The sequence below is a fragment of the Saccharopolyspora antibiotica genome (genome assembly GCF_047200635.1).
Lineage (GTDB): Bacteria > Actinomycetota > Actinomycetes > Mycobacteriales > Pseudonocardiaceae > Saccharopolyspora_C.
On record NZ_JBJZOI010000014.1, the window covers coordinates 128,834 to 154,359 of the forward strand.

The following is a 25,526-nucleotide window of genomic DNA, read 5'->3' on the forward strand; positions in this document are numbered from 1 at the left end:
GGAGCTCATCGGCGGACCAGGAGACCGCCGAAGAGCAGGTCCAGCAGGCGTTCGGCTTGGTCGCGCTGCTCCGCGCGGCCGGTGGCGAGGGCGATGCCCATCAGGGCCACCAGCAGGTCCTCGGGTGGGACGTCCGCGCGGATCACTCCGGCCTCGGCCCCGTTGGTCAGCAGCGGGGTGATCGAGTCGAGCAGCATCTCCCTGCTCTCGCAGGAAGGCACCCGGTCCCAGTCGACGACGGAGCGCAGCGCGTCGGCCAGGCCCATCTTCGCCGTGGCGTAGTCGAGGAACCCGATCATCCACTCCCGCAGGGCTTGCTGCGGCGGCAACCTGGCCCGCAGCCGCGGGACCGACTCGCACAGCGTGGTCAGCTCGTGCCGGTAGGCGGCCTCGATGAGCTCCTCCCGGGTCGGGAAGTTCCGGTAGAGCGTGCCGGCGCCGACTCCCGCCTCCTTCGCGATGTGGTCGAGGTGGACGTTCAGACCCCGTTCGCCGAACATCCGCAGCGCCGCGCAGAGGATCTTGTCGCGGTTCCGCCGGGCGTCGGACCGCAACGGGCGTCCGGACTCCCTGCCCATGCTGAGCCTCCTCCGGTGGCGGAACCGCGTCGATCACGCCGTCCGGGAGGCGAACCGAGGCGAGCCCCGCCGGAGGCCGAGCCCACCACCTTAAGCCCTGCCGCCCCGCGCCTGGAGCGTCCGGACGGCTCAGCTCTCGCGGCGGGAGAAGGAGCGCACCACCTCGACGCCGAAGAGGACGAAGGCGGCGACCATCGCGGCGGCGGTGACGTAGTCCGCCACCGCCCACGGACTGCCGTCGACGAGGTTGGGGAGCACGGAGATCGAGACGACGAGGAGGAGGAAGGCGCACAGCAGGGTCCTGCGGATCATGGGGGATTCCGTTCCACTCGGGCGCCGGTGCGGCGCGATCTCGTTGACCTCACCCATGCTGCTCCGCCGCGGTGCCGCGAACATCGGGCCAGCGGTGGAGATCCGCGCCCCGGCATGGGCCGAAAGTACGAACCGATTAGTCCTTTGTGGACAACAGATCGGCCCTTGCGCTGCCGGGCGCGGGCCGGAGTACCATCTGGCGCACCGTCCGACGCTGCGGGGAGAGAGCATGGTGCCGACCGGCGTGGAGCAGCAGGAGGAGCCCGCCACGGGCGCGAACGACGGGACGACGTACTTCCGCAAGCGCTTCGGCCAGATCCTGCTGGACGCGGCGCTGATCGCGCTGACCACGTTCGTGCTGCTGCCGATCAGCCTGCTGCTCGGGGTCTTCCTGATCATGTCGGGCGTGGACGGCACGCTCGCGATGAGCATCGGGTTCGGGATCTTCCTGACGCTCATCATGCCGATCACCTGGTGGTGGCACGTGTGGGTGCCCTACCGACGGGGCGGCAGCACGTTCTCGATGGGCTGGCTCAAGCTGCGCATCGTCAGCCTCGACGGCCAACCCGCGAGCCTCGGCCAGCACCACGCGCGCTGGATCCTCTCCGCTGCCGACAGCCTGTTCTTCGGCTTGGTCGGCATCGTTCTGATCGTCGCGACCCCGCAGCACCAGCGCCTCGGCGATGTCGTGGCCCGCACCAGGGTGGCCCGGACCGACGTCGGCTGACCGGGCCGCGCGGCGCGGCGACCGGTCCGCCCGGGCCGAGGCAGGGTCCGGGCCTCGGGTTACGCCGTCCGGCGCAGCCGGAGGCCCGGAAAACCGCCCAGCCGCAACGGAATTCGCCGCCGCGTAGCATCGGCCCGTCCGCCGAAGCCTTCGGGAGAGCGCATGGTGCCACTCGCGAACCACCCCGACCGGGGCTCGGTCGAGCGCGCTCCCGCGACGACCTCCTACCTCGCCCGCCGGTTCGGGCAGATCGCCCTGGACGCCGTGCTGGTCGCCCTGCTCGGCGTGGTGCTGGTGGGATCGGCCCTGGCCGTCGGCCTGCTGCTCGCGCGGCTCGGAGCCGCGCTGTTCCCCGCGCTGCTCACCGCGACCAGCTGCGGCCTGGCCCTGACGATGGCGCTGAACTGGTGGTGGCACGTGTGGCTGCCCTCCCGTCGGGGCGGCAGCACCGTGGCGATGCGGTGGCTGGGGCTGCGCGTCGTCGGCCTGGACGGCGAACCGCCCCGGCTAGGGCAGTACCACGCGCGGTGGCTGCTGGTGGTGGTCGACTGGCTGTTCTTCGGACTCGTCGGCATCGTGATGATCATCGCGACCCCGCGGCACCAGCGCGTCGGCGACGTCGTGGCCCGCACCCGGGTGGCGTTGACCGCCCCCTGATCCTCAGCCGACGAGGCCGTGCTGCCAGGCCCAGATCGCGATCTCGGTGCGGTTGCGGACCTGGAGCTTCTGCTGGGCGCTCGCCAGGTGGGACTTCACCGTGGACAGCGAGACGTGCAGCGAGGCAGCGATCTCGGCGTTCGTCGCCCCGCGCGCCACCGACAGCACGGTGTCCAGCTCGCGCTCGGTCAGCGGGGTGTCGGCGCGGGTCAACCGCTTCCGCTGCGGCTTGGTGAAGTGCGACAGCAACCGCGTGGTCACCGAGGGCGAGATCATCGACTCGCCATCGGCCGCCGCGTGCACGGCGTTGATGAGCAGCGAAGACCCCGCGTCCTTGAGCAGGAAACCGCGCGCCCCGGCCAGCAGCGCGGCGTAGACGTTCTCGTCGACGTCGTAGGTGGTGACCACCACGACCTTGAGCGGATCCGCCACGTCCGGGCCCGCGAGCAGCCGCGTCGCCTGCAGACCGTCGACCTTCGGCATCTGGATGTCCATCAGCGTGACGTCCGGGCGCAGCCGCCGGGCCATGCTCACCGCGGCCTCGCCGTCCGCGGCCTCGCCCACGACCTCCAGATCCGGTTCGGCGCTGAGGATCAACCGGAATCCGGTGCGCACCAGCGTCTGGTCGTCGGCGATGAGAACGCGAATCGTCACCGGATGTCTCCCTGACCGGGGCCGCCGGGCTGCTGCGAGCGGGCGGCGGGGAACCGGGCGGTGACCCGCCACCTCCGCCCCGGCTCGGGACCGGCCCGCACGGCCCCGCCGACCGCCCGCACCCGTTCGGCCATGCCGACCAGGCCGTAGCCGGAGCCCGTGCGGTCCGGTGAGACCGGCGGCACGTTGTCGTTGTCCACGACGAGCACGATCTCCTCGCCCTCGCGGCGCCCGGACACGCGGGTCTCGGTCGCCTCCGGGGAGTGCTTGCGCGCGTTGGTCAACGCCTCCAGCACGATCCGGTGCGCCGTGGTGGCCAGCTCCGGGTGCACCGGGGTCTCGTCGACGTCCACGTCGAGCTCCACCTCCGCGTGACCACTCGCCGCCCGGCGCACCGCTTCGCCGAATCCGGTGCCGTGCGGGAGGGAATCGTCCTCGTCGGTGCGGAGCATACCGACGAGCCTGCGCATCGCCGCGAGCGCTTCGGACCCGGCGTCTTCGATCTCGGCGTAGACGTCGAGCGGGTCCTCCTTCTCGGCACGCGGGTTGCTCGCGATGGCGCGGGCCGCGTTGGTGCGGACCACGATCCCGCTCACGTGGAAGGCGACCAGGTCGTGCAGCTCGCGGGCCAGCCGCAACCGCTCGCCGGTGCGGACCTCGGCGAGGTCGTGGCGCCTGCGGTTGTCGGCGTCGCGCAGCACCAGGCCGATCGCCAGCGCGATGCCCCAGCACAGGGCCGCCACCACCGCGATCACCGTGCGCGGGGCGCCCTCGTACCGCACCAGCGAGGCGGGCACCAGCGCGATCGCGGTGCACACCGCCACCAGCACGGCCGAACGCGGGCGGAGCCGGCGACAGCACGCGCCGGCCAGCAGCGAGAGACCGAGGACCTCGGCCCCCGCGGGCAGCAACCCCGGGTCGAGCCCGACCGCGGTGAGCGCTTCGCCGATCCCGGTGGCGAGCAGGCTCAGGGCGATGGCCGCGGCGGCGAGCTGGCCCACGTGGGCCGGGAAGCGCCGCCGCAGCACGGCCAGCAGGGCGGCGACGCTGCCGCTGGGCGGCACCAGCATCGCCCCGGTGGGATTGCCCGTGCCCAGCCGCACCACCGACACCGAATCGACGAGGAAGGCCAGCACCAGGGCGACGACCTCCACCGCGAACAGCCCGCGCCGGGCAGGCGGCCCGAAGAACCACGGACTGCTCATGATCAGTACCTCTGGGAGTCGTGTTCGAATGGCGGCCGCGGTGGGCGTTCGGGTGGTCCCGCCGCTGCGGCGAGACCGTTGAGGGCAAGCGACCTTAACGCAGCGACCAGGTTCCGATCAGCGGGTCACGTCCGCGATGTAGCGGCTCGAGGCCGGCAGGAAGCTCAGGACCAGGCCCAGCAGGGCCAGCCCGAGACCGATGTAGCTCTCCGCGTCCGCGGGTCCGAACAGGACGGACAGGTGCAGCACGGCGAACACCGCGAGCACGATCCGCGCCCAGTTCCGCCCGGCCCGCAGCTTCCAGGACAGCCACAGGTACACCAGCAACGAGATCACCGACATGGCGACCGATGCGACGAGGAACGTCTGAGCCACCTGCGGACTCACGCCGGGAGTCGGGGGCATGCCCCCGGACGAGAGGACGATCAGCCCCCACACCAGCGGGACGATCGCCGAGGCCAGGTAGGCGAGCGCGGCGCCGTTGATCGTGGACGGGACGGACGGGGTCTGCACGTTCGGAGTGGTCATGTCCGGAAAAGATAGCGGCGCGGAAAAACCGGATCAAGCTTTACCGGAGCATTTCGTACTTTCGGCCAGAAGGTTCGTACTCACGGACTAGACAGACGTTTTTCTTTCATGCGCGAGACCAATTAAAACGCGAAACAACCGCGCGAACAATCGAGCCGATCACGTTTTCCGAGGAGGTTCGATGCGCAATTCCACGACGACGCGGGCGGTGCTCGCCGCCGCCTGCGCGGGACTCGCGGTGGCCGGTTTGCCGGGCATCGCGGCGGCTGAGCCCGCCGTCCCGCCGAAGTACGCCCAGCAGCAGCTGACCTGGGGCCCCTGCCCGTTCGAACCGGGCGAGGGCTCGTTGCCCGCCGAGTGCGCCGTGGTGACCGTGCCCCGCGACTGGTCGACCCCGGAGGCCGGTCCCGAGCTCGAGGTCTCGATCAGCAGGGTTCGCGCCGACGGTGAGCGGCAGGGATCGCTGCTGCTCAACCCGGGCGGGCCGGGCGGGCAGGGCAGCTCGATGGCCGGGCTGATCGCCGGGCTGGAACCGGAACTGCACGGCGGCTACGACCTCATCGGCATGGACCCGCGCGGTACCGGCCAGGAAGGTTCGACCGCGCCGGAGCAGCAGGGCCTGCTCTGCCAGGTGCCGCTGGACCGATTACCGCAGGGTCCGCTCGACGCCCGGGACCGCTCCGCCGCCAGCATCGCCGAGCACCAGAAGGTCCCGCGCGCCTACGCCGAGGCCTGCCAGAGCAACGCCCTCACCCCGTACATCACCACTTGGCAGACCGCGCACGACATGGACCTGGTCCGCGCGCTGCTCGGCGAGGAGCAGCTCAACTACCTCGGCTATTCCTACGGAACCTGGCTGGGCGCCAAGTACGCCTCGCTGTTCCCGGAGCGGACGGGGCGAATGATCCTCGATTCCAACCTGAACTGGCAGGGCCGCCTGCTGGCCGCCTTCGAGGACTTCCCGCGCATCGGCCAGCGCTGGTTCGACGAGGTCTACCTGCCGTGGACCACCCGGCAGTTCCCCGAACTAGTCGGCCCCGACACCGACTCGGCCCGGCGCACCTGGGAAGAGGTGCGCGCGCTCTACGCCTCGGCGGGCGTCGCACCGGACAACTTCGACGCGCTGTTCGTCGGCGCGGGCGGCGAGCTCAGGTGGATGCTCGCGACCGCGGTGTTCGTGGCGGGCATCAACGAGATGCACGGCGAGACCCCGGAACCGACGGGCTCCGCCGAGCTGGACGACCTGCTCGACGAGCAGGCGACGGCCCGCTTCGGCGTCCCCCTCGCGGACCTCACCGCGCAGCGCGTCGCGGCCGGTCTGGCCGAGGACTACCAGCCGCTCGCCGGGACCCGGTTCGCCGTGGCCTGCGGTGACCAGGAGACCCGCTCCGCGCAGTGGTACCGGAAGCTCAGCGACCGCCAGGGCCCGGAGCTGCCGCTGTTCGGCTGGGCGTACGGGCTCGGTGAGCCCTGCGGGTACTGGTCGGACGCTCCGCGCCAGGAACTGCCGCTGCTGCCACCGGAAGTCGCGGACAAGGTGCTCGTCGTCCAGGGCGAGTTCGATCCGCAGACCGCCTACGAGCAGGGACGAGCGGCGGTGGACGCGGCTCCCGGGGTGAGCCTGGTCTCGGTGGACGACTCCCCCGCGCACGGGCAGTACGCGTTGGCGGGCAACCCGTGCGTGGACGGCATGGTGAACGTCTTCCTGCTGCGCGGTTCCCGGCCCGGCGACGCGACGTGCCCCGGAGTGCCGCTGCCGGGCGAGCAGCAGGTGTTCCCGGTCGAGGGCCCGGTGACCTCGGAGCCGAGCCCGTTCCCGGCGACCCCCGCCGGCCCGGACCAGCCGGCCCTCCGCCACGCCCTCCAACAACTCATCGGCCTCACCCCCACCCCCTGACCCGCCTTCCCGGTGAACGGACCGTTCGCCCAACGGTTCCGGACGAACGGTCCGTTCACCCGACACGGCGCACACCGCGCCCACAACTCGCAACCGGGGAGCTGTTCGAGCGAACGGCCCGTTCGTCCCACAGGCTTGGGCAAACGGGCCGTTCACTTCAGAACCGGGAGCCGCACCGGAGATGGCGAGCTCGAGTGAACGGCCCGTTCGTCCCACGGGATTGGACGAACAGGCCGTTCACTCCGGAACTTGACGGACGGATCAGGACGAGGAGGGGTGTTGTCGTGGTGCGGACCCGCGGATGCCCTCCGCGAACTCCTCCAGCGGAAGGATCGCCGTGCCCGAGCCCGAGACGTCGAGCCCGCCACCCGCGATCGGCCAGTTCCACCACGGACACCGCCGAAGCGGTCGGCGAGCCTCCGGGATTCCGCATCAGCGCGTAGGTCAGGCAGAACGCGGAGACCACGAGAGCGCGCTCGTCGTGGCCGTGGTCGAAGGTCTCGCCGATGGCCGCGAGCGCCACGTTGACGACGACCAGGCCGCCACCCAAGCGGTGAACAGCGGGGGCGCGGTGATCCTCAAGGTGCGGTGCACTGGCATCCATCCGGGTGATCCTGCGGCGGTGGCGACGGGAACCTCCCCCGGGCACGCCCCCGAACGGGAGGGGGCGAGCACCTCGCGCGTCACCGATTCACCTTGCGCCACACCGGCATCCCGGGTCCGAGCCACAGTTGACAGGCATACCCCCCGAGGGTATATCTGGCGGTGGTGGGACCGGTGGCCCGGACCGAGGAGGAATCCATGCACGGCTACGCGCAGGACAAGGAGCAGTACGCCAAGCGGCTGCGCCGCGTCGAAGGACAGGTCCGGGGCCTGGCGAAGATGATCGAGGACGACAAGTACTGCATCGACGTGCTCACCCAGATCAGCGCCACCACCAAAGCGCTGCAATCGGTCGCGCTGGGGTTGCTCGACGACCACCTCAAGCACTGCGTGGCCGAGGCGCTGGCCGAGGGCGGAGAGGCCGCCGACGAGAAGGTGGCCGAGGCTGCCGCCGCGATCGCGCGCCTCGTGCGCTCCTGACCGGTTCCACCGCACCACGACCAGCAGAAGGGGAAGTGCATGAGCCAGTCGACCTACACCGTGACCGGGATGACCTGCGGCCACTGCGTGAGCTCGGTGACCGAGGAGATCAGCGAGCTCGCCGGCGTCTCCGACGTCGCCGTGAACCTCGAAACCGGTTCGGTCACCGTGACCAGCAGTGCGCCGCTGTCCGACGACGCGGTCCGCGGCGCGGTCGAAGAGGCCGGCTACCAGCTGGTCCCGGCCTGACAGCCCGGCGGGAGCGGCGTTCCCGCTCCCGCCCCAGGTCCACTGCGGACACCCGCTCGAGGCGCTCCGCGAACAGGAGATCGCACGATGAGCACCGAAACGTCCCCGACTCCGGGCAGGCAGGTCGAACTGATCATCGGAGGTATGACCTGCGCCTCCTGCGCGAACCGCGTCGAGCGCAAGCTGCGCAAGCTCGACGGGGTCACCGCGGCGGTCAACTACGCCACGGAGCGGGCAGCCGTCTCCTACCCCGCCGACCTCGATCCGAAGCGGCTCCTCGACCAGGTCGAAGCGGCCGGGTACACGGCCGCGCTGCCCTCCGACGAGGAACCGGCCGAGGACGACTCCACCGGCCTGCGCAACCGGCTGCTCGGCACCGCAGCGCTGTCCGCACCGGTGATCGTGCTCGCGATGGTGCCCGCGTTCCAGTTCTACTACTGGCAGTGGGTCTCGCTGCTGCTCGCCACTCCCGTCGTCCTGCTGGGCGGTGCCCCGTTCCACCGGGCCGCGTGGACGAACCTGCGCCACGGCACCGTCACCATGGACACCCTGGTCTCCCTCGGCACGCTCGCCGCCTTCTTCTGGTCGGTCTACGCGCTGGTGTTCGGCACCGCCGGGGTGCCCGGCATGACCCACGCATTCGAGTTCGGCGTCGCGCCCGGGAAGGCCTCGGGGTCGATCTACCTGGAGGTCGCGGCCGGCGTCACCACCTTCATCCTCGCCGGACGCTACTTCGAGGCCCGCGCCAAGCGGCGGGCCGGCGCCGCGCTGCGCGCCCTGCTGGAGCTCGGTGCGAAGGACGTCGCGGTGCTGCGCGACGGGCAGGAGCAGCGCATCCCGGTCGACCAGCTCGCCGTCGGCGACCACTTCGTCGTGCGGCCGGGCGAGAAGATCGCCACCGACGGGACCGTGGAAGAGGGCGGCTCCGCCGTCGACACCAGCGTGCTCACCGGGGAATCCGTGCCCGTTGAGGTCGGGCCCGGGGACGCCGTCGTCGGTGCGACCGTCAACGCAGGGGGGCGGATCGTCGTGCGCGCCACCCGCATCGGCTCCGACACGCAGCTCGCGCAGATGGCGCGGCTCGTCGAGGAGGCGCAGGCGGGCAAGGCCGCCGTGCAGCGGCTCGCCGACCGGATCTCCGCCGTGTTCGTGCCGATCGTCATCGTGCTCGCCCTGGCCACCCTCGGAGGCTGGCTGCTCACCGGCGGCGGGGCCGCTGCCGCGTTCACCGCGGCCGTCGCGGTGCTCATCATCGCCTGCCCCTGCGCCCTCGGACTCGCCACACCGACCGCACTGCTCGTCGGCACCGGGCGCGGCGCGCAGCTCGGCGTGCTGATCAAGGGGCCCGAGGTGCTCGAATCCACCCGCCGCATCGACACCATCGTGCTCGACAAGACGGGCACCGTCACTACCGGACAGATGTCCCTGATCGACGTGCACGTCGCGGAGGGTTTCGACGAGCGGCGAGCGCTGCGGCTCGCCGGGGCCGCCGAGCAGGCCTCCGAGCACCCCATCGCCCGCGCCATCGCGCTCGGCGCGGCCGATCGGGCCGGTGAACTCCCCGAGATCCGCGAGTTCGGCAACGTCGAAGGCCTCGGCGTGCGCGCCACCGTCGACGGGTACGACGTGGCCGTGGGGCGCTCCGCGCTGACCGGTGAGCTGCCCGCCGCCCTGCGCGACGCGAAGGAGGCCGCCGAGCGGGCGGGCCGCACCGCAGTCGTGCTCGCCTGCGACGGTGACGTCCGCGCCGTGTTCGAGGTCGCCGACGCCGTGAAGCCGAGCTCCGCCGAGGCCGTGCGCGGACTGCGCTCACTCGGACTGCACCCCGTGCTGCTGACCGGGGACAACGCCACCGTCGCGCGCAGCGTCGCCGCCGAGGTCGGCATCGACGAGGTCATCGCCGAGGTGCTGCCGCAGGACAAGGCCGCCGCCGTGCGGCGGCTGCAGGAGGAAGGGCGCGCGGTGGCGATGGTCGGCGACGGCGTCAACGACGCGGCCGCGCTCGCCCAAGCCGATCTCGGTCTCGCCATGGGCACCGGCACCGACGTGGCGATCGAGGCCTCCGACCTCACCCTGGTGCGGGGCGATCTGCGGGCGGCGGTCGACGCGATCCGGTTGTCCCGACGCACCTTCCGCACCATCAAGGGCAACTTGTTCTGGGCGTTCGCCTACAACGTGGCGGCGCTGCCCCTGGCGGCCGCCGGACTGCTCAACCCGATGATCGCCGGCGCGGCGATGGGTCTTTCCAGCGCCTTCGTCGTCGCCAACAGCCTCCGCCTCCGCCGCTTCCACCCCACCCCCACGTGATGTCGTCATCGGAGTGAACGGCCTGTTCGTCCCACAGCTCGGGACCAACGGTCCGTTCACCCCACCCATCCCCGGCACCGAACCGGAGCCGGTTCCGGGTGAACGGCCTGTTCGCCCCACTGGTTCGGACGAACAGGCCGTTCACCCGGCTGCTGCCCGCACAGCCGCGCCGACATCAGCTGAGGGTTCCCGCCAAGGCCAGTGGGAGTGAACGGACCGTTCGTCCCCGCGGTTCGGACGAACGGTCCGTTCACTCCCGGAACCGCCCGCCCAGATCACGGGTGCTGCGGCCACGGAAGTGCCCGCAGCACCAATCCCGGATGCGGGTCCGGCCCGAACGCCGTCGCCTTCACCGGCAGCCGCACCCCGGTGGCGGCCGCCGCGGCCAGATCGAGCTTGCTCGGTGGGAAGGCAATCGCCGCGATACCCCCGAGTTCACCCAGCGCGTGCAGCGCCCGCGGCGCGCTCGGCTCATACAGCACGCTCGCCGCCCCCACCGAGTCCAGGAACGCTTGCACCACGGCGATGTGCATCGACCGCAACGAGTCCGGGTACCGCCGAGCCGGCCCGCTCAGGAACTGCGCATCGGGTCGGTCCAGCAGGAACGCCCGATCCGGAGTCGCGATGATGAACGCGGGCCCGTGGTACGCCCGCGCCCGGAGCACGTCGAGCCACTCCTCCAGCGGCCCGCTCAGCGCGGTGATCTGGAACCACCGCTGGGCCGCGGCGAGCACCTTCCAGGGATCCGCGTCCGGCACCACCCGGTGCACAGGCCGCAGCCGCAACGGGCTGCGCTTGGTGTCCACCAGCAGCGCGGGCAGGTAGTCCCACGGCCCCCGCCCGTACCCGGCGGCGTGCACCTCGCGCCGGACCCGGCGCGCGGCGATGTGCCGGTGATGCCCGTCCGCGATCAACGCGGACCGCTGGTGCAAGGAGTCGATGATCTCCGCGCAGAGGGCCCGCTCCGCCAGGCGCCACACGCGATGCTCCTGACCGTCCGGCGTGCGCAGCTCGGTCAGCGGCCGCTGCCCGGTGGCCGCGTCCAGATGAGCCGCCGTGCGCTCGGTGCCCGAGTAGCCCAGCAGGATGGGCGGCATGCTCATCTGCCCGGCACGCATCAGCTCCACCATGCCGTCGGTGTGCGCGGACAGGACGTCCTCGTGGGGCAGCAGGCGGCTGTCCAGGTGCACGGCGGAGATCACGCCGCGCTGCACGCCGAGCGGTCCGGTCTGCTCGTAGACGTACATCGCGGGCCGTTCCTCCCGAGCGAGCACGGCCAGCCGCTTCCACTCGTCCAACAACCGCACGGAGTTGCCGACGTCGACCCGATCCCACGGCGTCGCGTGCCGATCCGCGAGTCCGCGGAGGCGTTCGGGCGCGAGAACCCAGGCGCGGAACGGACGGATGTCCACCCCCACGCGTACCGAACTCGTCACCTCCGCAGTATCAACCCGCTGCCCCGCGTATGGTCAGCCGGTCGCGGGAAGAACCGATTTGTGCGCTATGCCAGGGGTTTTCTCGACGCAGAGTGATCCCGTGGATCACCCGCGCGAGCACCACCCCCACACCCGGTACCCCCTTCCCTTCCCCTCCCGGTGAACGGACCGTCCGTCTCACGGGGGTGGGCGAACGGGCCGCCCACGCCTTATCCCGCGGCAGCACGATCGGCTCCGGGGCACGCGTCGGTGCCGAGGCTCTGGCGGAGTGAACGGACCGCTCGTCCAAGCAGATGGGACGAGCGGTCCGTTCACTCCGCGAGGAGAAGTGGAGTTGTCCACAGGGTCGCGATCCATCCACAGATCATGGAACTCGGTCTGGCGGCGGTTGAGTCCCACTGGTCACAGTGGAGTCATGTCGAGGAGGCGAATCGTGGACTGGGACGGGGTGGCCACCGCGGCGATCCACGGCGTGCTGACCGCGCGCGCCCTGGACGAACTCGGCGTGCCCAGGCAGACCGTCTACTACCGCGCCTCCCTCGGCGGCCCGTGGAAACGTCTCCTGCCCGGCGTCATCATGCTGTCCTCGGGAACCCCGACCGTCGAGCAGCGCGACGATGCCGCACTCCGCTACGCGGGCACCGGCGCGATGATCACCGGCCTGGCCGCCTGCCGCCTGCACGGCATGACGCGGCTGCCCGGCACCGACGAAGTGCACGTACTGATCCCGGAAGCGCGCAAGCGCGCGAGCAAAGGATTCGTCGAGGTCGAACGCACGACGCGACTGCCCTCTCCTGCCGTGCTCCGGGGTTTCCGGGTGGCGCCGCTGGTGCGGGCGCTGCTCGATGCCGCCCGCAGGCTGCCGACCCTGGACCAGGTGCGCGCGCTGCTGGCGGAGGCGGTGCAGCGCAACCTCGTGACCGCCGAAGCGCTGGTCGCCGAAGCGAAGGCCGGCTCCCGGCGAGGCGTGGCGCGATGTCGCGTGGTGCTGGAGGAGATGGGCGCCAACGTGCACTCACCCGCCGAGAGCTGGGCCTACCGCTTGACGGAGGACTCGGGGTTGCCCGAGATGCAGTGGAACGTGCGGTTGCTCGATCCGGACGGGAAGCTGCTGGGAGTTCCCGACGGATGGATCGACGAGGTGGGTCTCGCCTGGCAGATCGACTCCCGCGAGTACCACCTGCGGCCCACCGAGTACGAGAACACCGTGTACCGGCACACGCTCATGACGGCGGCTGGGGTGATCGTCGTCCACACCCTGCCGAAACGGCTTCGTTCCGACCGGGCAGCGGTGCTCGACGAGCTGCGGCGCTCGTACCAGGTCGCGAAGGAACGGCCACGACCACCCGTGACCGCGGTCCCCCGCACTCCGCAACGCCGCTGAGCCCACTCCTCCTACCCCCTCGGGCCGCTCGATCGCGCGGCCCGGTTCCAGCGCGCCCGGAAGTACCCACCTGCGTGCCACCGCCCCTGGGTTCCGGGGGAATCCCGTCCCCCACCGTTGATCACCCGGATTTCGGGGGCTCAGCCGTGCCCGCTTCAGAGTGAACGGCCCGTTCGTCCCACCCCGCTGGACGAACAGGACGTTCACCACTCCGATCCTCGACAGGGCCGGGGCGGAGTGAGCGGCCCGTTCGTCCACATCGTCGGGGCGAACGGGCCGTTCACCCACCAGGCCCACCTCGGGTGGGAGGGGTGAGCGGGGCGGTTGTACGGGGGGATTGGGCGAACGGGGCGTTCACTCGATACACCGAAGTGGAGGTGCGGCGGGGGTTTGGCTCGTTCCTCGGCCCTGCGGAGATCGCGGGGGGTCAGGGCTGGGCCAGGCGGAGGAGGCGGGCGCAAGCCGTGTCCTCGTCGGGGGAGGTCGCGATCACGTGCCACTCCCCGCGCTCGGCGACCCCGGTGTCCCAGCCGCTGTCGCCACGGCGCAGGAACAGGAACTCGGTCGGTGGCGTCCGGGGTTCGTGCACGCCCTCGATCCACAACTCGCTCTCGGCCACACCGGACCCCAGCAGGAGGGTGAACAGTTCGCGGCGATCCATTCCGCCTACGGTAGATCGTCCGCCTGCGCGAGGTAGCCGTTGGACACGAGCCAGCGAACGTTCAGCCGCTGCCCCTCGCCCGGCTGGAGGAACGCGGGGTCGAGCAGGACCTGGGTCCCGCCGCCGGGCTGCGCGAACCACGGTGCGATGGGCCCCTGCCAGACGGTGAACGGCCGGATCACCTCGTACTGGTGGTAGCCGCAGGGGAACCCGGCCTCGCGGGTCGTGAGGCTCTGCGGCGGCAGCGAGCGGGCGGCGTAGTGCGCCCCGGCCGGGGCGAGGAACGAGCCGTACTCGGATCCGAAGCGGTCCAGCCGGTCACCGACCTCCAGCTCCTCGGGCCGCTTCTCGGGGGCGCCGTCGGGGCGCAGGACGAAACCGTCCTGCGGCGGGTAGCGCCAGCTGTTGGCGCCGGGATCCCAGTAGACCTCCAGGAAGTCGTCCGGCGCGAGAGCACCGCTGCGGGAGTAGCCGAACAGCAGGGGGCCGATGGGCTCCTCCCAGGGTCGGGGCAGGATCTCGGGTCCCCAGCGCTCGTCGCCGGCGTGCACTCCGGTGCACGGCGCGAGCGGTGCGGCTTGCACGGGCGCGGCGGGGAACAGCAGCGCGGAGAGCGCCAGGCACAGCGAGAGCAGTGCGCGCGTCGCGCGCGCCCCTCCGAACCTCGGCTTCGATGATCGCGGCATGCGCACACTGATAGCCGGTGGGCGCTGGGCCGCGGAACGCTCCGAGCTCAAGGAGGCCCGAATGCTCCAGTCGATCAACCCGAACGAGTGGGGGGCGGATCACGAACTGACGCTGCGTGCCCACGAGCAGCGCCGACGGGCCGAAAACCCGCTGGTGTCCTCTGTGGACCACGCTCCGGCGGGCCCCCGCGACGCCCCGGACGGCCGAACCGGCCTCCTCGCGGGCCCGGTGAACCCCAGCCACCCATTTCGCTCCCATCGGACGACGAGCACCGGGAATGACCGAGTTCCGCCGCCCGATAATCCGACAATCGAATCCACCAACGAACACCCCTCCCGGGGCCCGAAAAAACACGCCCGCAATTCGATGATTTTCCCACCGGGGCGAACTCGCCCGGAGAACCGATCAACGCACAACTCGACCCGACGGCCCCGAATCGGCGAATCCAGCGGAAACCGACCACACCCGAAGTGATCATCATCACGAACGGCGGGACCGCGATCCCCTTCCCGTTCCGAACGGGAAAAGGTATCCCGCGCGCACGCCCCGATCCAAGCCCGGTCGGTCCCGATTCCCGAAGGTCCCCGAAACCCCGGTGGACCCGCTCCGGCCGCGAAATCAGCAGCTCATCCACCCCGCGCCCCGGGGCCGCGCAGAGCGCGTCGAACTCGCCGCCACCGGGCGGTCCGGACCACGGCGCACGTCGACCCCACCAGCTGACCAGGTCCCGTGCCACGAATCCGGATCGCAGGTCAGCCACCTTCTCCTCCTCCCGAACGGCCGCAGGCTCCACGGCATCCGGTCACCCCCGCGCACCGGTCGGCGCCGCGGGCAGCGGACGCGAGACCGCCGCCCCGACCCCCCTCCTCGCTCGCCACGCCACCGACCCGCCGACGGCTCCGGAAGGGGCGGCCTCCCCGAAGCCGATTCGAGAAATCGGAATTCGACTCGCCGGATCGGACACCGCCCACGAGCGTCTCGTTACGAAGCCCTCCGATCGCTTCGACCACCGTCCAACAGGAGCGAACTCCGAGCACGGTGACAATTCATTCCGCACCCGGCCCCCGGAATCCGCGGCACGCGCCCCACGAAACCGGAAATTGATTTCCCCCACAACTACCGAGCGCCTCCCGATCGCCGTAGCCGCATTCAGTCGCACACCGCCACCAAGAGCACTCCCTTGTAGCACCTTCGGGTGACTGTACGGGTCCATCCGGCGGTGCTAGCGTCTGCTCCGCCAGGAAATGAGCACGCAATTCGCCGATGCCCCGCTTTCCGCGTCGGCGACTCCCCATTCACTCAAAACCAGTTCGACCGAGGCCGGATCCACTCGATCCGGAGCCTCGCCGACCCGCCGGGCACCGCGATCCACTCCGGTTGCCGGGCGGGAGATGGACGTGCTCACCAGGCCGCGACGACGGCCTGGCGCGTCCTGCTCCACCGGCGCATCCGCGCCGTTTCCCCTGACCTCGTGCGAAAGATTGGGCGGTGTACGTCGTGACCGTGGCGGATTCGGGTGTCGATGAGAACGAGCGGCCGCAGCTGAGCTTGGGTACCGCGGCCGCGCGCAACCTCGCGACCACGACCAAGACCCCACCGCAGATGCAGGGCATCACCTCGCGGTGGCTGCTGCGAATGCTGCCGTGGGTTCAGGCGACGGGCGGGACCTACCGGGTGAACCGCCGACTCACCTACACGCTGGGCGACGGTCGCGTGACCTTCACCAACACCGGAGCGGACGTCCGCGTCATCCCGCAGGAGCTGCGCGAACTCCCGCTGCTGCGCGGATTCGACGACGAATCGGTGCTCGGCGCGCTCGCGGACCGCTTCGTGCAGCAGAACTTCGAGCCCGGTGACGTCATCGTCGAGGCGGGCAGCCCCGTGGACCAGGTCTTCCTCCTGGCGCACGGCAAGGTGAACAAGCTGGGCCGCGGCGAGTACGGCGACGACGCGGTGCTCGGGGTGCTCGCCGACGGTTCCTACTTCGGTGAGAGCGCGCTGCTGCACACCGACGGCACCTGGGACCACACCGTCAAGGCCGTCACCTCCGGCACGCTGCTGTCGCTGCGGCACCAGAGCCTCCAGGAGATGAACGCGGCCGAGCCGCTGCGCGCGCACCTCGCTCAGGTCGAGTCCTCCCCGAGCAAGGCGCAGAACGAGCACGGCGAGGCCGAGATCGGCATCTCCTCCGGGCACAGCGGAGAGCCGGAACTCGCCGGCACCTACGTGGACTACCAGCTCGCCCCCCGCGAGTACGAGCTGAGCGTGGCCCAGACCGTGCTGCGGGTGCACAGCCGCGTCGCGGACCTCTACAACCAGCCGATGAACCAGACCGAGCAGCAGTTGCGGCTCACCATCGAAGCGCTCCGCGAACGCCAGGAGCACGAGCTCATCAACAACCGCGACTTCGGCCTGCTGCACAACGCCGACCTCTCCCAGCGCATCCACACCCGCACCGGACCGCCCACGCCCGACGACCTCGACGAGCTGCTGTCGACGGTGTGGAAGGAACCGAGCTTCTTCCTCGCCCACCCGCGCGCGATCGCCGCGTTCGGCCGGGAGTGCAGCAAGCGCGGCCTCTACCCGCAAAGCGTGGACCACCACGGCCACCAGATCCCGGCGTGGCGCGGAATCCCGCTGCTGCCGTGCAACAAGATCGGCGTGTCGGAGACCCGCACGACCTCGATCATGCTGCTGCGCGCCGGGGAGCAGAACCGCGGAGTCGTCGGCCTGCACCAGACGGGGATCCCCGACGAGTACCAGCCGGGACTGTCGGTGCGGTTCATGGGCATCAACGAGAGCGCGGTCATCTCGTACCTGGTCAGCACCTACTACTCGGCCGCGGTGCTGGTGCCCGACGCGCTCGGCGTGCTGGAGCACGTCGAGATCGGCCGCGAGGGCTGACCCGCATGCGGCCTTGGGAGATGCCCGGTTCGGGTGGGGCGTCCGGCGCCCGGCTCAACCCCCACGTGGACCGCGCGCACGCCCGCGCGGCCCGGTGGGTCCGCGCCCAGGGCCTCGTCCTGCCCGATGCGGATCCCCTCGATCCGCATCGGGCGGAACCGCCCGGCCCGATCGGGCCCGCAGCGTCGATCGGGCCGGGCAGCCCCCTCCGCCCCGGGTCGGCGCTCCCGGGATCAGCGACGGGTCCGGCGGAGTCCGCCGTCCGCGAGCAAGTCCTGCTCGCGGCCTGGACCCATCCGGACGTGCCCGCCTCAGAACTGGCGCTGATCACCTGCTTCCAGACGTGGGTGGAGGCGGCGCGCCGCCACGTCGGGCGGCTCGGCTCGGCGGAGGGCGAGAAGTACCTGGCGGACCTGCGGGCGGAGCTGGCGCGCCCGCTGGGCGGACGCGAGCCCCGGGCCCCGGAGGATCCGGTCCGGTGCGGGCTGCACGACCTGCGCACCCGGGTCGCGCCGGTCTGGCGGCGACGGCTCGACACCGCGCTGATGGATCGGCTCCGGTCGCGATCCGGTCCGGCGGTGCCCCGGGTGCCCAACCCCATCGACCACCTGGCCACGGGTCGCGACACCGGTCCGGGCCCCTGGGCCGCGGAACTGGTGGCGTTCGGGCTGCGGGTCGGTCTGTCCGCGGAGGTGGCCGAGAGCCCGGGATTCCGGGCGCTGCGGAACGCCTTCTGCGACGTGGTGCTGCTGCTCGGGCGCGAGGAGGCTCGGCCCGAGCTTCCGGACGACGTCGTGGTGCTGCAGCGGCACTCCGGGCACTCGCGGGAAGGGGCGCGGAGCGCGCTCGACGAGCTGCTCGCCCGTCGAGCGCACCGGTTCGCCGAGCTCACCGGACCGGAGCTGCCCGCGGTGCTCGCGGAGTGCCGGGATCCCGCGCAGCGCGACCAGCTGCTGCGCTACTCGCACGGCCTGCAGGACTGGGTCGCCGGGCTCCTGGCCGTCCGGCCGGAGGCCGCGGTGGTCCCCGCCACCTCGCCTGGACCGGGGCGCACCGCGAAGCGGGTCCGGCTGCCGGAACTGTTCATGCCCTTCGACACCCGGCGCCACCCGCGGCTGGAGACGGCCCGGTCCCGCGTCCGCTCCTGGGCGCGGGAGCAGGGGCTGCTCGGCTCCCGCTCCGGGCACTCCTTCGAGGCGGCCGACTTCCCCCTGCTGGCCGCGCTCACCGGGCCTGAGGTCGACGAGGACGAACTGGCACTCACCGCCGAGTGGCAGGCGTGGCTGTGGCGCGCCGACGACGACCTGGTCGCGGCGGTCGCGCGGCGGCGCGAACCCGGCCTCCCCCGCGCGCTGCACGGGCTGCTGCGCGCGGAACCGGCGTCCGCCGGGACGTCCGGCGAGCGCGCGCTGGCCGACCTCTGGCGGCGCAGCACGGCCGAGCTCACCGCGCGCCAGCAGCGGGAACTGCGAGTCCGGCTGGCGGAGCTGGTGGAGCGGCGGGTCGCGGAACTGCGCGGCTCACCTCCGCACGATCCGCTGGAGCTGCTGGCGTCGCGGCGGCGCAGTTGCGGTGCCGAGTTCACCGCAGCGCGACTGCGTCATCGACACGCCGGGGGGCTCCCGGCTGAGCTGTTCCGCACCGCGCCGTTGCGCGCTCTGGCGGAGACGTTCGCCGAGATCAGCGCGCTGCACCACGACCTGTTCCGGTTCCGCGCCGGGGAAGCCGTGCCGGAGGTGGTGAGCGCGGTGGCGGACTTCCTCGGCTGCGACCCGCAGCAGGCGGTGTCGCTGACCGCCGACCTGTGCACCGCGCGCCTGCGCCGCTTCGAGTCCCTGGCCCGCCCGGGGGCGGCCGCGGACTTCGGTCTGGGTCCCGGCGACCGGGCCTGCCTGGAGCGCTACGTGCGCGCGCTGCAGGAGTGGGCGGCCGGCGAGTTGCGATGGCTCGCCACCACCGGTCGCTACGCCGCAGCCGAAGACCGGCCGCGCCGGATCCGGCGCTCGCTCGGTCGCTCGCACGAGCGCTCGCTGCGCCGGGCGCCCAGCTAGACCTCCGGGCCGCCACCCGGCCCGGATATTCCAGCAACGACAACGGGAATGGTGACTGCATGACCCGCGAGACCACCACCGAGGACGCGACCGGTTCGGACGCCCGCCCCGCGCTGAGCCTGGGCACCGCGGCGGCGCGGAACCTGTCGACCACGACGAAGACCCCGCCCCAGATGCAGGGCATCACGTCCCGCTGGCTGCAGCGATCCCTCCCCTGGGTGGAAGCGAGTTCCGGCACCTACCGGGTGAACCGGCGGCTGACCTACACCCTCGGCGACGGCCGTCTCACCTTCGTCAGCACCGGGAAGCACGTGCGGGTGGTCCCGCAGGAGCTGCGGGAGCTCCCGGCGCTGCGGGACTTCGACGACGCCGACGTGCTCGCCGCGCTGGCGGACCGGTTCGTGCAGCGCGAGTACGACAGCGGAGCGGTGCTGGCCGAGGCCGGTGCTCCGGTGGACCGGATCCTGCTGCTGGCGCACGGGAAGGCGCAGCGGCTCACCTCCGGCGAGTACGGCGGGGACGCGGTGCTCGGAGTGGTCGCCGACGGCGAGCACGTGGGCGCGGGACTGCTGCTGGGCCCCGGGCAGCAGTGGCCGTGCACGGTCAAGACGCTCACCCCGTGCACCGTGCTGGAACTGCGCGAGGAGGTGATCGAGCAGACCTCGGCCCGATCCGAGGGCCTGCGGGCGCACCTCGAGGCGGTGCGGTCCCAGCCGCGGCGATCGCAGAACAAGCACGGCGAGGCCGAGATCGACATCTCCTCCGGGCACGACGGCGAGGCCCGGCTGGCTGCCACCTTCGTCGACTACGAGACCGCGCCCCGCGAATACGAACTCGCCGTCGCGCAGACCGTGCTGCGCGTGCACAGCCGCGTGTCCGACCTCTACAGCACGCCGATGGACCAGACCGAGCAGCAGCTGCGGCTCACCATCGAAGCGCTCCGCGAACGCCAGGAGCACGACCTGATCAACAACGCCGACTTCGGCCTGCTGCACAACGCCGACCTCTCCCAGCGCATCCACACCCGCACCGGGCCACCGGCCCCGGACGACCTCGACGAGCTGCTCTCCCGGCGGCGCAAGACCCGGTTCTTCCTCGCCCACCCACGCGCGATCGCCGCGTTCGGGCGGGAGTGCAGCAAGCGCGGGGTGCTGCCCGAGACCGTGGAGGTCGACGGCACCAGGGTCACCGGCTGGCGCGGTGTGCCGATCCTGCCCAGCGACAAGATCCCGGTGACCGAGACCGGGACCAGCTCCATCCTCGCGATGCGCACCGGCGCCGAGGACAACGGCGTCGTCGGGCTGCGCCAGACCGGCATCCCCGACGAGCACGAGCCGGGGCTGAACGTGCGGTTCATGGGCATGGACGAGCACGCGGTGGTGTCCTACCTGATCAGCACCTACTACTCGGCCGCGGTGCTGGTGCCCGACGCGCTCGGGGTGCTCGAACACGTCGAAACCACTCGGTGAAGGAGACCGGCCGATGACCGCACACGTGGACGAAGCCGAGCGGACCGTGAGCGACGCGCTGCGCGCGGGGCGGGCGCTGCTCGATCCCGCCCTGCGCGCCGCCGTCGGGTCCCTGCCCGAGTCGATGCAGCTCATCGCGGGCCACCACTTCGGCTGGCGCGACGAGCACGGCGCCCCGGTGGACGAGGACCAGGGCAAGGCGATCCGGCCGACGCTGGTGCTGCTCGCCGGGCGCGGTGTCGGAGCGGAACCCGAGCAGGTGCTGCCCGCGGCCGTCGCGGTGGAGCTCGTGCACAACTTCTCGCTGCTGCACGACGACGTCATGGACGGTGACCTCACCCGCCGGCACCGGCCGACGGCGTGGCGGGTGTTCGGTTCGGGACCCGCGATCCTCGCCGGGGACGCCCTGCTCACGCTCGCGGCGGACGTGCTCACCAGCAGCGGGCACCCGGCCGCGATGGCCGGGCTGAAGGAGCTCAACGCCACCGTGCTCGATCTCGTCGACGGGCAGAGCTCGGACATGTCGTTCGAGCGGCGCACCGACGTGGCGCTGCCCGAGTGCCTGACCATGGTCGGATCGAAGACGGGGGCGTTGCTGGGGTGCAGCGGTGCGCTCGGCGCGTTCTTCGGGGGCGCCGACGCGGAGCGGGTCGAGCGGATGCGGCGGTTCGGGCACCGGCTCGGCCTCGCGTTCCAGCTCGTCGACGATGTGCTGGGGATCTGGGGCGACCCGGCGGTGACCGGGAAGCCCGTGCACTCGGACCTGCGGAACCGGAAGAAGTCGCTTCCCGTGGTGGCGGCGCTGAACTCCGGCACCGCCGCGGGGCGCGAGCTCGCGGAGCTGTACGCGCTGCCTCGGGAACTCACCGACGAGGACGCCGCGCGGGGTGCTCGACTGGTGTCGGACTCCGGGGCGCGGGATTGGAGCCGCGCGCACATCGACACCCTGCAAGCCGAGGCCCTGCACCACCTCGACGCGGCGGTGCTGGCGGCGGAACCGGCGGCGGAGCTCACCGCCCTCACCCACCTGCTCACCCAACGCCAGCGGTGACGCCGTCGGAGTGAACGGACCGTTCGTCCCATCCTGCTGGGCGAACGGTCCGTTCACCCACTTCCCGCAAGCCGTCCGGGGCTGGGCGCGAGTTGTGGTGAACGGACCGTTCGCCCAACTCCCTTGGACGAACGGTCCGTTCACTCACGCACCGCTGCCCCGGGCGTCAGTCCTCCTCGCCCTCGAAGAAGTCACCCACCTCGTCGATCACTTCGCCCGCGACCACGCCGCCGACGAGTCCCGCCCCGACGCCGAGCGCCGCACCGGCGGCGACACCGCCCCAGCCCGGCCCGCCGCCGTGGTGCTCCTCGTGGTGCCCATGCTCGGGATGTCCGCCGCCGAAGAGGCCACCGCGCTGCGCGACCTCGTCGAGCCAGCGGGTCAGGTCGGAGGTCCAGTCCGCCTGCTCCGCCTCGGCGTGGGTGCGACGGAAGCGGCCGAACTCGTCCTGGCCGGAGCGGAAGAGCCCACCGCGCTTGTCGGCTTCGAGCACGACGTGCACCCCCTCGGGGTCAGCGACGAAGGTGAGCTCGACCTCGTTGATGCGCTCCTGGTACTGCGGCGGCGGGAAGAACTCGATCTCCTGGAACATGGGCAGCTGCTGGTCCACGCCGTAGAGCTGCGCGATCTCGAGGTCGGTCGACTTGAACTGGAACCCGAGCGCTCCGAACGCGTCGAGGACCCGGGACTGCGAGGGAAGCGGCGCCACGAACAGGCCGTCCAGGTCGCCCTTGTCCACGCCGCGGGCGACGGCGAGTTCGGTGCGCACCCCGAGCAGGACGCCGGGGAGCTGCTGTCCGTCGACGACGTTGATCGGCGTCTCCCAGGGGATCGGGACGGCGAAGGGGATCACCTTGTGCTCCTCGGCCTCGAAGCGGAAGCTCTCCGCGACGACGACGTGCAGGAACTCGACGGTGGCGTCGTGCTGTTCGTCCCCGCGCTCCAGCTCGGCCTTCGCCTCGAAGCGGAGCGTCACGCGCTCGATGTCGACCTCACCGTCACCCCCGGTGATCCGGACTTCGCCTGCGAGGGTGGCTCCCGGAAACACGTGCGGTTCGGTGAGCACGGTGTCGACGGTGGGGCCGCCGATCCCGAACGCACGCAGCATCTTCTTGAACACCAACGCGACCTCCCAGTCGTTTCAAGATCATCATACGAGCCCCTGCCCCCGAGTCCGATCTTGCCCTGATGTCCGATTCGCCCGCCACGAGTTCCCAGCCCGATCACCGGAACCGCCGTCGAGATCCGTCCCGTGCCCACCCGAGGAGCGGAAAAACGAGTGAGCGGACCGTTCGTCCCGACCGGTTGGACGAACGGTCCGCTCACTCCCCCCAGCACCCCTCCGCAGCCGGAATGGCGTGATCGGCGAACGGACCGTTCGTCCAGGAGGTCGGGACGAACGGCCCGTTCACTTGCTGCCGAACCGTCGTGTTCGGCGGGCGGCGATGGAGTGAACGGACCGTTCGCCCAATCACGTTGGACGAACGGTCCGTTCACTCATCAACCGGAACCCGAGCCGGCACCGGGGGCGGAACCCGGGGTGGCGGGGGGGTGGTCAACGCTTGCGCGGGGGGAGGGGGACGAAGCCGCTGGTGCGGTCGACGTAGTCGGCGTAGGCGGGGCGCCGTTCGCGGAGGCTGCGCTCCAGCATCGGTTTCCCGCTCCCCCTGGCCAGCAGCCAGGTCATCAGCACCGGGGAGAGCACCGTCGCCACCCCCACCCAGCTCGCGCACGCCAGCAGGTAGAGGCCCCACCACACGCAAGCGTCCCCGAAGTAGTTCGGATGCCGGGTGTAGCGCCACAACCCGGTGTCGAGGACCTCGCCCTCGTTGGCCGGGTCGGCGCGGAACCGGCTCAGCTGCGCGTCACCGACGGTCTCGAACACGAAGCCCACGATCCACACCGCGATCCCGGCCCACGCCAGCGGACTCCAGGGCGCACCGATCGCCGCCTGCACCGGCAGCGAGACGAACCACATCACCAAGCCCTGCACGAGGTACACGCGCAGGAACATCAGCAACCCGACCCGATCGCCGTAGCGGCGCGCCATCTCCACGTACCGGCGGTCCTCGGGTTTGCCGGAGTTCCGCCGGTGCAGGTGCACCGACAGCCGCACGCCCCACACGACGGTGAGCGCGGTGGTGGTCCAGCCGAGCGCGGAACTCGGTCCGACCAGCGCCGACACCACGGCGATCACGGCGAATCCGGCGCCCCACACCGAGTCGATGGTGTCGTAGCGCCCGCGCCACCGGGCGATGCCGAACGAGACGACCACGATGGCGAGCGCCGCGATCGGGGCGGCGACGAACACCGCCCCGCTCATCGCGCGCTCCTGGCCGCGGCGACGGCCTGCCGGGCGGTGGGCCGCACGGCGAGGACCTGGTTGACGCCCATCCGGTTCTCCTCGAACGCGAGCCCGCCACCAGCCAGGTACAACCGCCAGATCCGGGCCTGCTCGACGCCGACGAGCCGCACCGCCCGGTCCCAGTCGTGCTCCAGGGTGCGAGCCCATTCCTCGACGGTCCGCGCGTAGTGCTCGCGCATCGCCTGCACGTCCCGGATCTCCAGCCCGGCCCGCTCCAGGTGCCCGAGGGTGTGCCCGACGGGGACCATGCTCATGTCCGGTGCGATGTAGGCCTCGATGAACGCACCTCCGCCCGGAGCGGTGCCCGCCCGGGACATCTGCTGGATCAGCAGGCTGCCGCCGGGACGCAGCAAGCGGTGCAGCGCCGCCGCGTACACCGGGTAGTTGCCCTCGCCGACGTGCTCACCCATCTCCACGGAGGCCACGGCGTCGAACGGCTGGTCGTCGATCTCCCGGTAGTCCTGCAACCGCACCTCGACCCGGTCCTGCAGGCCCAGCTCCGCGACGCGCTGGCGCACGTGCGCGGCCTGCTGCGCGGAGAGCGTCACCCCGGTGGCCCGCACCCCGTGGTGCTGGGCGGCGTGCAGGATCAGCGATCCCCAGCCGCAGCCCACGTCGAGCAGCCGGTCGCCCTCGGCGAGTTCGAGCTTGCGGCAGATCAGCTCCAGCTTCTCCCGCTGCGCTTCCGCGAGCCCGTGACCGTCCTCGTCCCGCGTCCAGTACGCGCAGGAGTAGGCCATGCTCGGGTCCAGCAGCAGTTGGTAGAAGTCGTTGCCGGTGTCGTAGTGGTGGGCGATCACCTCCCGGTCGCGCGGCCTGCTGTGCAGCCTGCCGCGGGGCTTCGCCTCCCCGGCGGGCGGTGCGGGCCGCGGGCCGATGGCACCGAGCGCGAGCGCTTCGCCCAGCATCCGCCGCCACTGCCGCGGGCCGAAGCGCACCTTCCCGGGGCGTTGCTCCCGCAGCGCGGCCCAGCAGCGGCGCAGTCCGTCCGCCAGGTCGCCCTCCACGTCGAGGTCCCCGCTGACGTAGGCCCGCGCCAACCCGAGCTCCCCGGGGCTGTACAGCAGGTGCCGCAGCGCTCTGCGGTGCCGCAGCACCACTCTCGGTGAGCCCTCGGGTCCGGCTGAGCTGCCGTCCCAGGCGGTGATCCCCACCGGCAGCGCGAGCCCGATGAGATCCCGCACCGCTCGTTCGATCCGATCAGCCGCTCCCCGGCGCTGTCGCGATTCCGACACACGAACCCCTTCCACGGTCGCCGACATCCCGGCTTCGGAGACGGACGGCCGATCGATCGGTCGATGTGACGGGCCTCACTACCACC

At 71.7% G+C, this 25,526-nt stretch carries 23 protein-coding genes; 11 read left to right on the forward strand and 12 right to left on the reverse strand.

Going from position 1 to position 25,526, the window contains the following annotated elements:
• Positions 1-5: 5 nt before the first annotated feature.
• Together ACL03H_RS13840 and ACL03H_RS13845 are read right to left on the reverse strand one after the other, a co-directional pair.
• Entirely contained in the window at positions 6-578 is a 573-nt protein-coding gene (locus ACL03H_RS13840; protein WP_412811611.1) for a TetR/AcrR family transcriptional regulator, read from the reverse strand.
• Positions 579-707: 129 nt separating this feature from the next.
• Complete coding sequence (locus ACL03H_RS13845; RefSeq protein ID WP_412811612.1) at positions 708-890, reverse strand: hypothetical protein; 183 nt, start codon at positions 888-890, stop codon at positions 708-710.
• Positions 891-1,119: 229 nt separating this feature from the next.
• Between ACL03H_RS13845 and ACL03H_RS13850 the strand changes: the two genes are divergently transcribed.
• Complete coding sequence (locus ACL03H_RS13850; RefSeq protein WP_412811613.1) at positions 1,120-1,617, forward strand: RDD family protein; 498 nt, start codon at positions 1,120-1,122, stop codon at positions 1,615-1,617.
• 162 nt (positions 1,618-1,779) lie between these two features.
• On the forward strand, positions 1,780-2,274 hold the full coding sequence (locus ACL03H_RS13855; protein ID WP_412811614.1) for an RDD family protein: 495 nt from the start codon (positions 1,780-1,782) through the stop codon (positions 2,272-2,274).
• 3 nt (positions 2,275-2,277) lie between these two features.
• On the opposite strand, the gene ACL03H_RS13860 is transcribed toward ACL03H_RS13855, so the two are convergent.
• From ACL03H_RS13860 to ACL03H_RS13870, 3 genes are all read right to left on the reverse strand, one after another.
• Entirely contained in the window at positions 2,278-2,928 is a 651-nt protein-coding gene (locus ACL03H_RS13860) for a response regulator (RefSeq protein ID WP_412811615.1), read from the reverse strand.
• On the reverse strand, positions 2,925-4,133 hold the full coding sequence (locus tag ACL03H_RS13865; protein WP_412811616.1) for a sensor histidine kinase: 1,209 nt from the start codon (positions 4,131-4,133) through the stop codon (positions 2,925-2,927). The genes ACL03H_RS13860 and ACL03H_RS13865 overlap by 4 nt, the downstream gene beginning before the upstream one ends.
• Positions 4,134-4,250: 117 nt before the next feature.
• Complete coding sequence (locus tag ACL03H_RS13870; RefSeq protein WP_412811617.1) at positions 4,251-4,661, reverse strand: hypothetical protein; 411 nt, start codon at positions 4,659-4,661, stop codon at positions 4,251-4,253.
• Between the two features lie 181 nt (positions 4,662-4,842).
• On the opposite strand from ACL03H_RS13870, the gene ACL03H_RS13875 reads away from it, so the two are divergent.
• The gene (locus tag ACL03H_RS13875) at positions 4,843-6,558 is read left to right on the forward strand and encodes an alpha/beta hydrolase (protein WP_412811618.1); all 1,716 of its coding nucleotides are present in this window, start codon (positions 4,843-4,845) and stop codon (positions 6,556-6,558) included.
• A gap of 157 nt (positions 6,559-6,715) precedes the next feature.
• Here ACL03H_RS13875 and ACL03H_RS13880 read toward each other — a convergent pair whose 3' ends face one another.
• A complete protein-coding gene (locus ACL03H_RS13880) occupies positions 6,716-7,162 on the reverse strand; it encodes a hypothetical protein (RefSeq protein WP_412811619.1) in 447 nt (148 codons plus the stop codon).
• 197 nt (positions 7,163-7,359) lie between these two features.
• Here ACL03H_RS13880 and ACL03H_RS13885 point away from each other — a divergent pair, with 197 nt between their 5' ends.
• The 3 genes from ACL03H_RS13885 (at position 7,360) to ACL03H_RS13895 (ending at position 10,197) form a co-directional block, all read left to right on the forward strand.
• On the forward strand, positions 7,360-7,641 hold the full coding sequence (locus ACL03H_RS13885) for a metal-sensitive transcriptional regulator (RefSeq protein WP_412811642.1): 282 nt from the start codon (positions 7,360-7,362) through the stop codon (positions 7,639-7,641).
• A gap of 39 nt (positions 7,642-7,680) precedes the next feature.
• A complete protein-coding gene (locus tag ACL03H_RS13890; RefSeq protein WP_412811620.1) occupies positions 7,681-7,890 on the forward strand; it encodes a heavy-metal-associated domain-containing protein in 210 nt (69 codons plus the stop codon).
• A gap of 87 nt (positions 7,891-7,977) precedes the next feature.
• A complete protein-coding gene (locus ACL03H_RS13895) occupies positions 7,978-10,197 on the forward strand; it encodes a heavy metal translocating P-type ATPase (RefSeq protein WP_412811621.1) in 2,220 nt (739 codons plus the stop codon).
• Between the two features lie 275 nt (positions 10,198-10,472).
• Here ACL03H_RS13895 and ACL03H_RS13900 read toward each other — a convergent pair whose 3' ends face one another.
• Positions 10,473-11,633, reverse strand: coding sequence for a DUF1015 family protein (locus tag ACL03H_RS13900; protein WP_412811622.1), 1,161 nt, complete (start codon positions 11,631-11,633; stop codon positions 10,473-10,475).
• Positions 11,634-12,048: 415 nt separating this feature from the next.
• Between ACL03H_RS13900 and ACL03H_RS13905 the strand changes: the two genes are divergently transcribed.
• Positions 12,049-13,017 carry a hypothetical protein gene (locus tag ACL03H_RS13905; protein ID WP_412811623.1) on the forward strand — a complete coding sequence of 323 codons (969 nt, stop codon included), beginning with the start codon at positions 12,049-12,051 and terminating at the stop codon, positions 13,015-13,017.
• Positions 13,018-13,444: 427 nt separating this feature from the next.
• Here ACL03H_RS13905 and ACL03H_RS13910 read toward each other — a convergent pair whose 3' ends face one another.
• Positions 13,445-13,678 carry a hypothetical protein gene (locus tag ACL03H_RS13910; protein ID WP_412811624.1) on the reverse strand — a complete coding sequence of 78 codons (234 nt, stop codon included), beginning with the start codon at positions 13,676-13,678 and terminating at the stop codon, positions 13,445-13,447.
• A 5-nt stretch (positions 13,679-13,683) separates the two neighbouring features.
• On the reverse strand, positions 13,684-14,364 hold the full coding sequence (locus ACL03H_RS13915) for a TNT domain-containing protein (RefSeq protein WP_412811625.1): 681 nt from the start codon (positions 14,362-14,364) through the stop codon (positions 13,684-13,686).
• A 1,498-nt stretch (positions 14,365-15,862) separates the two neighbouring features.
• Here ACL03H_RS13915 and ACL03H_RS13920 point away from each other — a divergent pair.
• From ACL03H_RS13920 to ACL03H_RS13935, 4 genes are all read left to right on the forward strand, one after another.
• Positions 15,863-17,269 (forward strand): family 2B encapsulin nanocompartment shell protein, encoded by a 1,407-nt coding sequence (locus tag ACL03H_RS13920; protein WP_412811643.1) that lies wholly within the window; start codon positions 15,863-15,865, stop codon positions 17,267-17,269.
• 302 nt (positions 17,270-17,571) lie between these two features.
• Positions 17,572-19,320 carry a terpene synthase family protein gene (locus tag ACL03H_RS13925; RefSeq protein ID WP_412811626.1) on the forward strand — a complete coding sequence of 583 codons (1,749 nt, stop codon included), beginning with the start codon at positions 17,572-17,574 and terminating at the stop codon, positions 19,318-19,320.
• 59 nt (positions 19,321-19,379) lie between these two features.
• Positions 19,380-20,789 (forward strand): family 2B encapsulin nanocompartment shell protein, encoded by a 1,410-nt coding sequence (locus ACL03H_RS13930; protein WP_412811627.1) that lies wholly within the window; start codon positions 19,380-19,382, stop codon positions 20,787-20,789.
• A 13-nt stretch (positions 20,790-20,802) separates the two neighbouring features.
• Positions 20,803-21,840, forward strand: coding sequence for a family 2 encapsulin nanocompartment cargo protein polyprenyl transferase (locus ACL03H_RS13935; RefSeq protein WP_412811628.1), 1,038 nt, complete (start codon positions 20,803-20,805; stop codon positions 21,838-21,840).
• A 166-nt stretch (positions 21,841-22,006) separates the two neighbouring features.
• Here ACL03H_RS13935 and ACL03H_RS13940 read toward each other — a convergent pair whose 3' ends face one another.
• The 3 genes from ACL03H_RS13940 to ACL03H_RS13950 form a co-directional block, all read right to left on the reverse strand.
• Positions 22,007-22,960, reverse strand: coding sequence for a sporulation protein (locus ACL03H_RS13940; protein WP_412811629.1), 954 nt, complete (start codon positions 22,958-22,960; stop codon positions 22,007-22,009).
• Between the two features lie 435 nt (positions 22,961-23,395).
• The gene (locus tag ACL03H_RS13945; protein ID WP_412811630.1) at positions 23,396-24,163 is read right to left on the reverse strand and encodes a DUF1295 domain-containing protein; all 768 of its coding nucleotides are present in this window, start codon (positions 24,161-24,163) and stop codon (positions 23,396-23,398) included.
• Entirely contained in the window at positions 24,160-25,467 is a 1,308-nt protein-coding gene (locus ACL03H_RS13950) for a class I SAM-dependent methyltransferase (RefSeq protein ID WP_412811631.1), read from the reverse strand. The genes ACL03H_RS13945 and ACL03H_RS13950 overlap by 4 nt, the downstream gene beginning before the upstream one ends.
• Positions 25,468-25,526: the final 59 nt, after the last annotated feature.